Here is a 13225-nt window from a genome sequence, read left to right as displayed (position 1 = left end):
TCAGGGCTGGCGGGGCGGTTCGGCCGGGGGGGCGGTGACGCTGCGCCGGCGGACGCCGTCCAGTTCGGCGACCGGCGACGGGGTGGGCGAGGCGACCGGTTCCGCGCGCAAGGTCTGGCGCTTCATGCAGTCGGACGGTTTCCAGCGGGGGAAGACCGCGCAGTTCCAGAGCTGGCGCTCGATGCCGCTGTCGGGATCGCGCAGATAGCTGAACGCCATGGCGGCGACCTGAGCCATGTCGAGCGGCAGGGTGCGGGGGGTGGCGGCCGCGTCGCTCCAGGCCATGACCTTGCAGGCCTTGCGATCGCCGCAGGTGCGCTGCGCAAGAGCCGGCAGGGCGTCGGAGGTCACACCCTTTGGCAAGGTGAGCAGGAAGCTGTTGGGCTCGCCGGGGACGGGGGCGATGGCGGCGGGGACGGCGCCATCGGTCGCGACGCCGGCTTCGACCATGGCGGCGTCGGCGGCGACCAGCGCTTCACCCATGCGGTGCGCGTCGGAGCGGTCGGCGAGCTTGGCGATCACCGGCTCGCCACCGGTCCAGTGGCGGTTGAAGGCGGGCGGCGTGCCCCACCAGCCCGACCAGCGGAAGAACAGGTGGCTGCCGACGCCTGCCACCTTGTCGAGGCTGGACTGCCAATAGGGGACGACCCAGTCGGTATGATAATGGGTCGCATGGCCGACCGGGCGATAGACCGCGCCGTTCAGCGCCAGTTCCGCCACCTGCCGCGCCCGGCGCCAGGCGATGTCGGAGGGGTGCCAGCGATCCAGCGCACCGTCGCAGGTGAAGGTGAACTGGCAACCGGTGGTGCGTTCCTGCCCCTCGAACACGACGCCGCAGACGGTCTTGGGGAAAGCGGGGTGGCGCAGGCGGTTGAGGATGACTTGTGCCACGGCGCGTTCGCCAACCGAGTCGTCGCCCGCCTCGTAAACCACCGCGGTCGCCAGACAGTCCAGCGCCCGCGCGCGGTCTTCGGCCGAGCCAACGATACGGAAGGGCCGGGCGGCGGGATTGGGGGCGGTGGAGAAGGGGATGCCGGCATTATAGGCGCGCGCCTCGTCGGGGGCGAGGTCGACAAAGGCGACGGGTTCGACCGGCGGTACCTCCGCCTTGGGGACGACGCGCTGTGGCGGTGCCTTGACGTGCGCGCGGGGCCGCACCGGCGTGGCCGGCGCGTGGGTGACGACCAGGGTCGGCGCGATCACCGCCGTGGCAGCGATCGCGCAAAGGATAGCGCGCAAGGGTCCTCTTACGCGCTGTTCAGGGATGGGCGTCACTGTTCGGGCAGGAAGTCCGGCACGGAGAGGTAGCGTTCGCCTGTGTCGTAGTTGAAGCCGAGGACGCGGACGCCGTCGGGGAGGTCGGGGAGCTTCTGGAGGATGGCAGCGAGGGTGGCGCCCGACGAGATGCCGACCAGGATGCCCTCTTCGGTGGCGGAGCGGCGGGCCATGTCCTTGGCGACGGAGGCGTCGACCTCGATGACGCCGTCGATGGCGGCGGTGTGGAGGTTGGCGGGGATGAAGCCGGCGCCGATGCCCTGTATCGGGTGCGGTCCGGGCTGGCCGCCGGCGATGACCGGCGAGGCCGCGGGTTCGACCGCGAAGACCTTGAGCTCCGGCCATTCCTTCTTCAGCGTTTCGGCGACGCCGGTGATGTGGCCGCCGGTGCCGACGCCGGTGATGAGCACGTCGATCGGCGCGTCCCGGAAGTCGTTCAGGATCTCCAGCGCAGTCGTGCGGACGTGCACGTCGATATTGGCCGGGTTCTCGAACTGTTGCGGCATCCACGCGCCCGGCGTTTCGCGGACCAGCTCCAGCGCCCGTTCGATCGCGCCCTTCATGCCCTTCTCGCGCGGCGTGAGGTCAAAGGTCGCACCATAAGCGAGCATCAGGCGGCGACGCTCGATCGACATCGACTCTGGCATCACGAGGATCAGCTTGTAGCCCTTCACCGCCGCGACCATGGCGAGGCCGACACCGGTATTGCCGCTGGTCGGCTCGACGATGGTGCCGCCGGGTTGCAGGCTGCCGTCCGCTTCCGCCGCCTCGATCATGGCGAGGGCGATGCGGTCCTTGATCGATCCGCCGGGATTGGACCGTTCGGATTTGATCCACACCTCGGATTGCGGGAACAGGCGCTGGATCTTGATGTGCGGCGTGTTGCCGATCGTATCCAGGATCGTGTTGGCCTTCATGGCTTCGCTTCTCCGTGCTGAGGTTCAACCTGTAACATATCGGGGGGATCGAAGGTCCGTGCGCGCTTCAACTCAGGGAAGAGGCGCGCCCAGGCGAGCGTGACGACGATCGCGGCGCAACCCCCCGCCACCACCGCGCCGACGGGGCCGAGCAGCGAGGCGAGCAGGCCGCTTTCCGCCTCGCCCAGTTCGTTGGAGGCGGAGATGGTGAGCTGCGACACGGCCGAGACCCGCCCGCGCATCTCGTCGGGCGTGTGCAACTGGATCAGCGACTGGCGGACATAGACCGAGACCATGTCGGCGCCGCCCGCGACGATCAGCGCGGCGACGCTGAGCGGGAAGGAGGTGGAGATGCCGAAGGTCAGGATGGCGACCGCAAAGACGATCACGGCGATCAGCATCTTCACGCCGACATTGCTCTTCATCGGGCGGAAGGAGAACCAGATCGCGGTGGTCGCCGCACCGATGCCCATGCCCGCGGCCAGCAGCCCCAGTCCTTGCGCGCCGACATGCAGGATGTCGCGCGCATAGATGGGCAGCAGCGCGGTCGCGCCGGCGAGCAGCACGACGAACAGATCGAGCGTGATCGCCGCCAGCACCAGCCGGTTGCGGCGGACATAAGAAAAGCCCTCCAGGATGCGGACGAGCGGCCGCCGGTCCTTTTGCGCGGGCGGCTGCGGCACCGGGCCGATGGTGAGCATGGTCAGGAGGGCGACCACGAACAGGCCGGTGACGGTCGCATAGGCGACATCGGGGTGGATGGCATAAAGCAGCCCGCCGACGCTGGGCCCGGCGATCGAGCCGACCTGCCATGCGATCGAGGATATCGCGATGGCGGTGGGCAGGCTTTCGCGCGGCACGAGATTGGGGGCGAGCGCCGAATAGGCCGGGCCGGTAAAGGCACGCGCGATACCGATCAGCACCGCCGCGCAGAACAGCGCCGGCAGGGTCAATGCCTCGGCCCAGGTGAGGAAGCCGAGCCCGGCGGACACCAGCATGATGAGCGCGGTCGTGGCGCGTACGATCCAGCGCCGGTCGACACTGTCGGCGACGAGTCCGGTGATCGGGGTCAGCAGGAACAGCGGCACGAACTGCGCCGCGCCGATCATGCCGAGCAGAAAGGCGGCGTCGCGCACGTCCATGGTCTGCCGCGCCAGGCCATAGACCTGCCAGCCGATGACGATGGCCAGCGCGGTCTGTGCGATGGTGCCCGACAACCGCGACAGCCAATAGGCGCGGAAGTTGGCGATGCGGAACGGATGCAGGGGTTTGTCCATGATATTGGTGGGTCTTTAAGCGGGCCTGCGGCAAACTGGCAACCATGGCAACGCTTCTGCCATGCGAAGCTGAGGTCGTGCTGCACTGCACCATCGAAGGGGTTTGAGTTTCGCGCGAAATCGCGCTTATAGGCGGGCATCCTCCCCTACGGAAACAAAGGTGTTCCCGACTGTGGCCAAAGCCCCAAGCCGTTCGACCGAACCGCCCGTCCCTAACCGGGAGCGCCCCGCCGAACCGCAGCCATACCAGGCGACGCGCGAGGAGTTGCTCGACTTCTACAAGCACATGCTGCTCATCCGCCGCTTCGAGGAGAAGGCCGGTCAGCTCTACGGCCTGGGCCTGATCGGTGGTTTCTGCCACCTGTATATCGGCCAGGAAGCGGTGGCCGTCGGCCTGCAATCCGCGCTGGACGGCGACAAGGATTCGGTGATCACCGGATACCGCGACCATGGCCACATGCTGGCCTATGGCATCGATCCCAAGGTCATCATGGCCGAGCTCACCGGGCGTGCCGCCGGCATCTCCAAGGGCAAGGGCGGGTCGATGCACATGTTCTCGACCGAGCATAAATTCTATGGCGGCCACGGCATCGTCGGCGCGCAGGTGTCGCTGGGCACCGGCCTCGCCTTCGGTCACAAGTACAGCAACGACGGTGGCGTGTGCCTTGCCTATTTCGGCGACGGCGCGGCCAACCAGGGCCAGGTGTACGAGAGCTTCAACATGGCCGAGCTGTGGAAGCTGCCGATCATCTTCGTGATCGAGAACAACCAGTACGCCATGGGCACCAGCGTCAATCGCGCCTCGTCCGAGGACCAGCTCTACAAGCGGGGCGAAAGCTTCCGCATTCCGGGCATCCAGGTGGACGGCATGGACGTGCTGGCCTGTCGCGGGGCCGCCGAGGAGGCGCTGGCCTGGGTCCGTGCGGGCAAGGGCCCGGTGATCCTGGAAATGAAGACGTACCGCTATCGCGGCCACTCCATGTCCGACCCGGCCAAGTATCGCAGCCGCGAGGAAGTGCAGGGCGTGCGCGACAAGTCCGACCCGATCGACCACGTCAAGCGGCTGCTGGAAGAGCAGGGCGTGAAGGAGGACGAGCTGAAGACGATCGAGCAGCAGATCCGCAAGGAAGTGAACGCCGCCGCCGACTTCGCGGAACAGACCCCCGAGCCGGATCCGGCCGAACTTTACACTGAAGTGCTGGTGGAGCGTTACTGAGATGGCGATCGAGATCAAGATGCCGGCCCTGTCGCCCACGATGGAAGAGGGCACGCTGGCCAAGTGGCTGGTGAAGGAAGGCGACACGGTCAAGTCCGGCGACATCATGGCCGAGATCGAGACCGACAAGGCGACGATGGAATTCGAAGCGGTCGATGAGGGCGTGATCGCCAAGATCATCGTCGCCGAGGGCACCGACAACGTAAAGGTCGGCACCGCTATCGCGCTGATCGCCGAAGAGGGCGAGGACGTCTCGGCCGCGGCGGCAGGTGCAGGCAGCGCCACCAAGGACGACAGCCCCGAGGGCCAGGCCAAGGCCGACGAGAACAAGCCGGCTGACACGGTCGAGGATTCGGCCCACCCGGCACAGGAAAAGGTCGAGACCGGCACGCGCCAGATGTTCGAGGCGGCCGCGCATGAGGGCGAGGTCGCCGATCCGGAGATCCCGGCGGGCACCGAGATGGTCAAGACCACGGTGCGCGAAGCGCTGCGCGACGCGATGGCCGAGGAAATGCGGGCCGACGACCGCGTGTTCGTGATGGGCGAGGAAGTCGCGCAGTATCAGGGCGCGTACAAGGTGACGCAGGGGCTGCTCGACGAGTTCGGCGACCGTCGCGTGATCGACACGCCGATCACCGAATATGGCTTTGCCGGCGTCGGCACCGGTGCCGCGATGGGCGGCCTGCGCCCGGTGATCGAGTTCATGACGTTCAACTTCGCCATGCAGGCGATCGACCACATCATCAACTCGGCCGCCAAGACCAACTACATGTCCGGTGGCCAGATGCGCTGCCCGATCGTGTTCCGCGGCCCCAACGGCGCGGCGAGCCGCGTCGGTGCGCAGCACTCGCAGAATTATGGCCCGTGGTATGCCAGCGTCCCCGGCTTGATCGTGATCGCGCCCTATGACGCGGCCGATGCCAAGGGCCTGTTGAAGGCGGCGATCCGTTCGGAAGATCCGGTCGTGTTCCTGGAAAACGAGCTGATGTACGGCCGCTCGTTCGACGTGCCCAAGCTCGACGACTTCGTGCTGCCGATCGGCAAGGCGCGGATCATGCGGCCGGGCAAGGACGTGACGATCGTGTCCTATTCGATCGGCGTCGGCGTCTCGCTGGAAGCCGCCGACAAGCTGGCCGAAGAGGGCATCGATGCGGAGGTCATCGACCTGCGCACGCTGCGTCCGCTCGACACCAAGACCGTGCTGAAATCGCTCGCCAAGACCAACCGCCTAGTGGTGGTGGAAGAGGGCTGGCCGACCTGCTCGATCGCCTCGGAAATCGCTGCGGTGGTGATGGAGCAGGGCTTTGACGATCTGGACGCGCCGGTGCTGCGCGTGACCAACGAGGACGTGCCGCTTCCCTATGCCGCCAACCTGGAAAAGCTGGCGCTGGTCGATGCGGCCCGCGTGGTGAAGGCGGTGAAGAAGGTGACGTACAAGTAGGATGCGCTCGGGGGGAGCGGCCGCGGTCGGCCGTTCCCCCGTCAGCAGGTGGAGACGGGTGCCGCCTGCACGTTGTTGATGCCCGACAGGTCGCGCCGCTCGCGCACCGCCATCGAGGCGATCTCGGTGATCTCCGTCGCCGGCGCCAGCCGCGCGCTGACGAGCGGCGGATAGACATAATAGACCTCCACGAACATCGTCGCGCTGTTGGGGAGCGCGGTTGCCTGCCGGCCTGCGGGGCCGATGCCGGTCATGTTGTTCGTGCCCGCGGTGCCATAGCTGGAGGCGCGCGCGACCTTTTGTCCGTAGCAGCGCTGCCAGACGATGCGGAAGCGGCCGGCATTGGCCGGGTCCTGCTCCAGATCGGACAGGATCGCACGGCCGTTCGTGCGCAGGTCCAGCCCGCCCGATTGCAGGTTAGCGCCGACGAACAGGTCGTTGATGTCGGTTTCGGTGATGATCTTGGCCGCGAGCGGCGAGCCGGCCCCCATGCGCGCGGCATTGTCCGCCAGTTGCAGCGCGAGCTGGCTGACCCGCATCTTGGTGATGATGAAGTTGGTGATCTCCGCGCCCGTCAGGCACAGGGTGAGCAGGATCGGGAAGATCAGGGCGAATTCCACCAGCGCGATCCCGCGGCGGTCACGGCGCAGGCGGAGCCACTGCATCACGCGCAACGCCCCGTTGCCGTCGAACTGGTGGTGGTCTGGTCCGCATAGGGCTGGTTCTGGAGGACGGTGGTGGCGGACACGGTGGTCGTCGCGCTGCCGCCGATGAACTTGTGGATCGGCAGCATGCGGGGATAGCTGAGCGTGACGGTGTAGACGACGCGGTCCTTGGCACCACCGACGCCGGCCGATCCGCCGTCCGCGTCCCAGGTGCCGTTGCCGTTGCTGTCGACATAGACCTCCTGCGCGTCGCAGCGGCCGTTGCCGTTGGTGTCGACCCAGACCTCCGGGACCTTGGCGGCGGCCTGCGCATAGGTGGTGAAATAGCGGCGCGAGAAGCTGGGGGTGATGCCGTTGTAAAGCTCGCGGACCTGCGCGGTGATCGCGGCGTCGATCTCGGCCTGGCGGGTGGCGGTGGTCGAGCTTTCCAGCGTCGAATCCCGGCCGGTCTTCTGGACGATGCCCTGCAGGACCGAGCGCATGTAGAGGGTATGGGCGACGTCGAATGCGCCGGCCAGGAACAGGCACAGAATCGGCGCGACCAGAGCGAATTCGACGATGGTCGCGCCGCGTGTGTCGCGCAGAAGGGGTGGCCGGCGAGTCACTTGGTCAGCCGGAGTTGCGAAATCTGGGTCGCGATGCTGTTGAACGCGGTCTGGAGTGCCGCGGAGTCCGCCGCCTTGAAATAATAGGTGCCCGACGAGGCGCAGCGTTGCAGGCGGCTTTCGGTATCGGCGTTGCTGCCGTTGCCGAACGAAATCACCCATAAGGTGATGTTCTTGTTCTTGACCGCGGTGCACAGCGCCTCGAACCGGGCATTCACCTCGTCGTTGAAGCTGGCGGTAGGCGATGATGGATTGGCCACATTGCGGCGGTCGAACCACGCCACGCCATAGGCGGTATAGTCGGACGCGCGGGTAACCGTGTCGCCATCGGTCATGAAGATCATGTGGCGTTCGATGTCGCCCCCCGACGGCGTCTTGGCATTGTCGGCCGCGAAGATACCCGTCGGCGACATCAGCCGGGCGCCCCACAGGATGCCGATGTCGTGATAGGTATTTCCCTCCGGCGTCAAGCTGTCGACATAGCTGCCGAACGTCGAAGGATTGTCCCATGTCTGCAGGCGGCGGGCCGCTTGAGGGCAGGCGAAATAGGAGCCGTTGCCGTAGTTCTCGGTGGTGCTGACGGCGTCCCGGTTCCAGTTGCTCGTGTTGTTCTCCACCGCCCGGCGTGTGAAGATCAGGTCGGGAAGCGCGGGACCCCATTGCGTGCCTAGATCAGCGGGGTTCGGTACGGCATCGATGTTGAGATCGGTCGCGCCAGCCGGAATGGGGCTGAAGCTGGTGCCGGATACCGTGGGGCGGCGTTCCTCGATACAACCGCGCCATTCGATTGTGGCCGGGCTGCCGCCCGGACCGATCGGCAGGGTGAAGCTGGTGTTCCAGGTCGACCCGTTCTTCAGGCCGCTGACGTTTTGCGAGATTTCGCCGTAATTCCACGTGACCGTCTGCACCGCGTCGCTGACGTAATAGGTGCAGGTCGTGTTGATGAGGAAGATCAGGAAGTAGTTCGGCGTCCGCTGCACTGTGAACCGACGCGTGGGTGTCGAGGCCGGCGGTGCCGGACAGGGATCATTGTAGTTCACCGTCACCGACTGGCCGTACTGGACCGGGTTGGTCCATGTGGTTCCGGATGCTCCGATCTCGCGCGACTGATAGGTCCAGCGGTTGGCGATCGCGCTGGTCGGCAGCAGGTAGCCGACGTTCACGTTGGTCGCATAGGGAACGAATCCGAAGCGGATCTGTACGCCCGAGGTGCCGCCGGTCGGCTTGCTGCTGGTGCAGAAACCATCGGTCGGCAGCTTTGCCAGGATTTCATAAAAGCATTTTACCGCGTTACGCAGGCCCTGGATCTTGGTCTGGCTATCGGTGGACACCGCCCGGTCCGCCATCGAGCCCGTCGTATCGAGCACGAACATCACGTCGGTATTGGGCAGGCGCATGTCGGCGTCGCAGGCGACCGTCACCGGCTTGTCGCCCGCGCCCAGCACGCGCATCAGCGTCATCGGCAGGGTGGCGGTGACGGCGCCGGAAACCTTGCCGCCGCTTTCGGTAAAGCTGGTGGTCAACGCGGTGCTGCCATAGGCGCCGGGGGGATAGTTGGCGTTGAAGAACTGGTTTGCGGCGGCGAGCGAGGCGGCGTTCCAGGTGCCGCCGCCCATCGTCCGGCGCCCGGCCAGGACCGCCGCGTCGCAGGCATGCTGCATCCGCGTCTTGGTGAGATACAGACGGCTGACGTCGAGCGCGCCGCCCATCATGCCGATCAGCGGGATCATCGCCGCCGCGCCGATCGCCAGCGTGTTGCCGCCGATATCGCGCAGCAGCCAGCCAAGGAACGCGGCAAGGCGCCCGCGTCGCGACGCCGACTTGCCCCCGATCCGCTTCGCCGTCATGACCCGCGCTACGCTCCGCATTTCCAGCCAATTCAACGTCTTGGCCTACGGGGGCGATGGATAAATTCATGGTAATGCAGGTGGTTAACAGCATGGTAGCACCCGAGTCGGCCCCCGATCCGCGCGCGGCGGAACGCACGCTGGTGCTGAGCTACGCGCCCGTTGACGCGCGTGGGGCGGTGGAGGCGCTGTTCGCGCTGGACGACACGCTGGCCGCCATCCTGCGCACGACGACCGAACCGATGATCGGGCAGATGCGGCTGACATGGTGGCATGAGGCGCTGAGCGCGCTGGGGAACGCGTCGCCGCCCGCGCATCCGCTGTTGCGGGCGCTGGCCGGGACGGACGTGCCGGGGGCGGAATTGGCCGGGATGATCGATGGGTGGGATGTATTGCTGGAGGAGCCTTTGGACGGGGACGCCATGTTGCGCCATGCGCAGGCGCGCGGCGGCGGGCTGTTCCGGCTGGTGGCGGATCTGTCGGGCTTTGCCGATGCGCGGGTCGCGCAATGGGGGGAGGGTTGGGCGCTCGCCGATCTGTCCCGGCATCTGAGCGACGCGCAACAGGCGGAACGGGCGAGGAAAGAAGCCGGGGCACGGCTGGACGACCGCTTTGCCCCGTCGGTGGCGGCGCAGGGGCGGGTGCTGGGCGCGCTGGTCACGGCGGCGCGGATGGATCTGGGGGGACGCGCGGCCGGATCGCCGGGGCGGGTGGCGCGGCTTGCCTGGCATCGGCTGACAGGGCGGTAAGCGGGGCTTGCCGCCGGGGGTCGGGACCGCCTAGCCTGATGGCGGCGGGTTCGTTGGGAGGCGGCGATGTGGCGATATCTGGTGGGGGGCGTGGGCGCATTGGCGCTGGTGGGTGGCGGCGTGCTGATCCTTGGGGGGCGGACGCCGGCCGGCACGGTGCTGGCCCAGGCGCCAAAGGCGGTTCCCGCGACGCCCGAGCCCCTGCCCGAACGAGCGCCCGAGGCGACGGTCAAGACGCGGGAGGAAAAGCGCTTCGGCCGCTACGACAAGGATCGTGACGGGCGGATCACGCGTGACGAATATCTGGCGTCGCGGCGCAAGGCCTATGCGAAGCTGGACAGCGACGGCGACGGGCGGCTGTCGTTCGAGGAATGGTCGGCAAAGACGGCGGCGAAATTCACCGGCGCCGACCGTGACCGGTCGGGCGCGATGGACGCCGCCGAATTTGCCACCACCGCGGTCAAGCGGAAGCCGGCTCGCGCGAAATGTCCGCCGGGAGCGCCCCGACAGGAGCCGCCGGAAGAGAGCTGAGCCAGGGGGACAGGGCGGCGCGGGCGCGGTCGGTATACATGCGCTTGCGATCCGCCTTTTTCGTACGGCCCTCGATCGGCGGGAACAGGCCGAAATTGACGTTCATCGGCTGATAGGTCTCCGCCTCCGCCGCGCCGGTGATGTGGCCGAGCAGCGCGCCGAGCGCGGTTTCGACCGGGGGCGGGGCAAGTTCATGGCCGAGCAGCTCGGCCGCGGCGAAACGGCCGGCGATGAGGCCGATCGCGGCGCTTTCGATATAGCCCTCGCATCCGGTGATCTGGCCGGCGAAGCGGATATTGGGCCGCGACTTCAGCCGCAGCGTCGGATCGAGCAACTCGGGCGAGCGGATGAAGGTGTTGCGATGCAGGCCGCCCAGCCGCGCAAATTCGGCATTTTGCAGGCCGGGGATGGTGCGGAACAGGCGGACCTGCTCGGCATGTTTCAGCTTGGTCTGAAAGCCGACGATATTCCACAGCGTGCCGGCGGCATTGTCCTGACGCAACTGCACCACGGCATAGGGCCAGCGTCCGGTGCGCGGATCGTCGAGGCCGACGGGCTTCATCGGGCCGAAGCGCAGCGTGTCGACGCCGCGTTCCGCCATCACCTCGATCGGCATGCAGCCCTCGAAATAGGGCGTATCGCGCTCCCAGTCGCGGAACGGCGTCTTCTCGCCATCGACGAGGCCCTGATGGAAGGCGAGATACTGCTCCTTGTCGAGGGGGCAGTTGATATAGTCTTTGCCAGCATCCGGTGAAGACAGCCCCCGGCTGTCTTCAGTCTGTCCGGGGGACAGACGGCCGGATGCTCCCTTGTTCCAGCGGCTCTGGAACCAGGCAGTGTCCATGTCGATGGAGTCGCGGTGGACGATGGGGGCGATGGCGTCGAAGAAGGCGAGCGCGTCGCTGCCGGTCGCGGCGCCGATCTGGTCGGCGAGGCCGGTGGCGGTCAGCGGTCCGGTGGCGATGATCGCAGGGCCGTCAGGCAATGTGTCGATGCGCTCGCGCACCACCGTGATGTTGGGATGCCCCTCCAGCATGGCGGTGACGCCGGCGGAAAAGCCGTCGCGATCCACCGCAAGTGCGGAGCCGGCGGGGACGCGATGCCGGTCGCCCTCAGCCATGATGAGCGAGCCGAGCGTGCGCATCTCCTGATGCAGCAGGCCCACCGCGTTGCTGTCGGCATCGTCCGAGCGGAAGGAATTCGAGCAGACGAGTTCGGCGAGGCTGTCGGTGTGATGGGCAGGCGTGGCATCGCCGCCGCCGCGCATTTCGGAGAGGCGGACGCGGATGCCGGCCTGCGCCAATTGCCATGCGGCCTCCGAGCCGGCGAGGCCGCCGCCGACGATATGGATCTGATGGGTCATGTCCTGCCCCCTAATCCATTGCGGCGGGTTCGTCCAAGCGGGGGTTCAGGCGGCGATGACGGTGACGAAGGCTTGTGCACGCTCCCGAAGCATGGCGACGGTGGCGGACAGCGTATCGGAGAGGGCGAGCAGCGCGTTCGCATCCTGGCCCACCTGGCCGGCGGCATCGTCCGCCAGCCGGGCCTGCGCATCGATGCTGGCGGCGGCATCGACCGATTGTTCGACATTGGCGGCCATGGCGGTGAGTGCGAGCCGCTGTTCGTCCACCGCGGAGGCGATGGTCGCAGCGCTGCCGGCGATGGAGGCGATCGTCTCGCCGATCCGATCATGTTCGGCGACGAGGTCTTGGACGGCGCCGTGCACCGACTGGACGCTGGCCGCCGCATCCTGCGCCGCGCCGCCGGTCTGCATCGCAAGCGTCTTCACCTCCTGCGCGACGACGCCGAAACCCTGTCCGGCGGGGCCGGCACGCGCGGCCTCGATCCCGGCGTTCAGGGCGAGGAGGTTGGTCTGGCGGGCGACGGTGTGGATCAGCACCAGCATGCGGTCGATTGCGGCGGCATTGTCGGCCAGCGCCCGGGACTGTGCGCCGGCGTCGCCGACCCGCGCGTCGATCTGGCTGCGCAGGCGCTGCGACGCCGCGAGTTCGGCGGCGATGGTGACAAAGGCATCGGCCAGGCCGCGGCTGCGCGCGGCGATCTCGCCCAGCGCGGTGCCCGTCTGGCCGGCGGCGGTGGCGACGATCGCGGCGCTGCGCCGTGCCTCGCCGACATGGTCGGACAGCGTTCGCGCCGTGGTGGCGCCCTGTTCGGCGGCGCGGGTCAGCCCGTCGGCGAGCGCGGCGATGTCGGCCAGGAAGCCCCGCGTCGCAGCCTCGACCGCATCGGCGCGCGCGAGACGGGTGCGTGTCTGCTCCAGTTGCAGGTCCGCCGACTGACGCAGCAGGGTGCGGGCATCGACCAGCGTGTCGAAGCGACCGGCGCGGGTCAGGATCAACCCCTCGGGCGCGCCGGCGGCGGCATGGACCGCGAGCCTTTCCGCCAACGGCCGGTCGCCCTCGCATACCGGGCAGGGCTGAACGAGGTCGATGAGGCGCGAGCAGAAATCGGGGTTCTGGAGGAGCGCATGACCATAGGGGCTGAACAGCAGGTCGCGCAGATCGGCCTCGTAGATGGCGCCGAGCGGCCGCCGGGCGTCGTCCAGAACGGGAAGAACGCGCAGGTCGGGATGGGCGCGGAACAGGCCAATGGCTTGGGCAACGGGGGCGTCGGCGGCGATCGAGGGGGTCGGTGCGGTCATCGGCAGCGTGAGCGACGGATCGGCGAACATGTCCCTCATC

General features: G+C 67.7%; 12 protein-coding genes. 4 read left to right on the top strand and 8 right to left on the bottom strand.

The annotated features are described in order from the left end of the window. Genes GQR91_RS14945 through GQR91_RS14935 form a run of 3 tightly spaced genes read right to left on the bottom strand, consistent with a single transcriptional unit; the run spans position 1 to position 3469 of the window. A complete protein-coding gene (locus GQR91_RS14945; protein WP_149683314.1) occupies positions 1–1230 on the bottom strand; it encodes a cell wall hydrolase in 1230 nt (409 codons plus the stop codon). Between the two features lie 41 nt (positions 1231–1271). Further along, positions 1272–2192 (bottom strand): cysteine synthase A, encoded by a 921-nt coding sequence (cysK, locus tag GQR91_RS14940; RefSeq protein ID WP_149683256.1) that lies wholly within the window; start codon positions 2190–2192, stop codon positions 1272–1274. Then, positions 2189–3469 (bottom strand): MFS transporter, encoded by a 1281-nt coding sequence (locus GQR91_RS14935; RefSeq protein ID WP_162844002.1) that lies wholly within the window; start codon positions 3467–3469, stop codon positions 2189–2191. Before GQR91_RS14935 ends, cysK begins: the two co-directional genes overlap by 4 nt. Before the next feature lie 172 nt (positions 3470–3641). Between GQR91_RS14935 and pdhA the strand changes: the two genes are divergently transcribed. Then, positions 3642–4685, top strand: a complete 1044-nt coding sequence (gene pdhA / locus GQR91_RS14930) for a pyruvate dehydrogenase (acetyl-transferring) E1 component subunit alpha (RefSeq protein ID WP_112382835.1) — start codon at positions 3642–3644, stop codon at positions 4683–4685. 1 nt (position 4686) lies between these two features. Continuing rightward, positions 4687–6126 carry a pyruvate dehydrogenase complex E1 component subunit beta gene (locus GQR91_RS14925; protein WP_112382836.1) on the top strand — a complete coding sequence of 480 codons (1440 nt, stop codon included), beginning with the start codon at positions 4687–4689 and terminating at the stop codon, positions 6124–6126. 41 nt (positions 6127–6167) lie between these two features. Here the strand turns inward: GQR91_RS14925 and GQR91_RS14920 are convergent, their stop codons facing one another. The 3 genes from GQR91_RS14920 to GQR91_RS14910 are packed head-to-tail and all read right to left on the bottom strand — an operon-like array spanning position 6168 to position 9243. Further along, a complete protein-coding gene (locus tag GQR91_RS14920) occupies positions 6168–6791 on the bottom strand; it encodes a TadE/TadG family type IV pilus assembly protein (RefSeq protein WP_235904149.1) in 624 nt (207 codons plus the stop codon). Beyond that, entirely contained in the window at positions 6791–7396 is a 606-nt protein-coding gene (locus tag GQR91_RS14915) for a TadE/TadG family type IV pilus assembly protein (RefSeq protein WP_170295644.1), read from the bottom strand. Before GQR91_RS14915 ends, GQR91_RS14920 begins: the two co-directional genes overlap by 1 nt. Further along, positions 7393–9243, bottom strand: a complete 1851-nt coding sequence (locus GQR91_RS14910; RefSeq protein WP_149683254.1) for a TadE/TadG family type IV pilus assembly protein — start codon at positions 9241–9243, stop codon at positions 7393–7395. Before GQR91_RS14910 ends, GQR91_RS14915 begins: the two co-directional genes overlap by 4 nt. A gap of 92 nt (positions 9244–9335) precedes the next feature. Here GQR91_RS14910 and GQR91_RS14905 point away from each other — a divergent pair, with 92 nt between their 5' ends. Together GQR91_RS14905 and GQR91_RS14900 are read left to right on the top strand one after the other, a co-directional pair. After that, positions 9336–9992: a squalene/phytoene synthase family protein gene (locus GQR91_RS14905; protein WP_149683313.1), complete on the top strand. Its 657-nt coding sequence runs from the start codon at positions 9336–9338 to the stop codon at positions 9990–9992. A 66-nt stretch (positions 9993–10058) separates the two neighbouring features. Then, positions 10059–10523: an EF-hand domain-containing protein gene (locus tag GQR91_RS14900; protein WP_149683253.1), complete on the top strand. Its 465-nt coding sequence runs from the start codon at positions 10059–10061 to the stop codon at positions 10521–10523. Here GQR91_RS14900 and trmFO read toward each other — a convergent pair. Together trmFO and GQR91_RS14890 are read right to left on the bottom strand one after the other, a co-directional pair. Then, complete coding sequence (gene trmFO, locus GQR91_RS14895) at positions 10453–11886, bottom strand: methylenetetrahydrofolate--tRNA-(uracil(54)-C(5))-methyltransferase (FADH(2)-oxidizing) TrmFO (protein ID WP_149683252.1); 1434 nt, start codon at positions 11884–11886, stop codon at positions 10453–10455. The genes GQR91_RS14900 and trmFO overlap by 71 nt on opposite strands. Positions 11887–11931: 45 nt before the next feature. Continuing rightward, complete coding sequence (locus tag GQR91_RS14890) at positions 11932–13224, bottom strand: methyl-accepting chemotaxis protein (protein WP_149683251.1); 1293 nt, start codon at positions 13222–13224, stop codon at positions 11932–11934. Position 13225 lies beyond the last annotated feature (1 nt).

This window comes from Sphingomonas carotinifaciens, assembly GCF_009789535.1.
Taxonomy (GTDB): domain Bacteria; phylum Pseudomonadota; class Alphaproteobacteria; order Sphingomonadales; family Sphingomonadaceae; genus Sphingomonas; species Sphingomonas carotinifaciens.
Note: the sequence above shows the minus strand (reverse complement) of the source record. Positions and strands in the feature narration are given on the sequence as shown.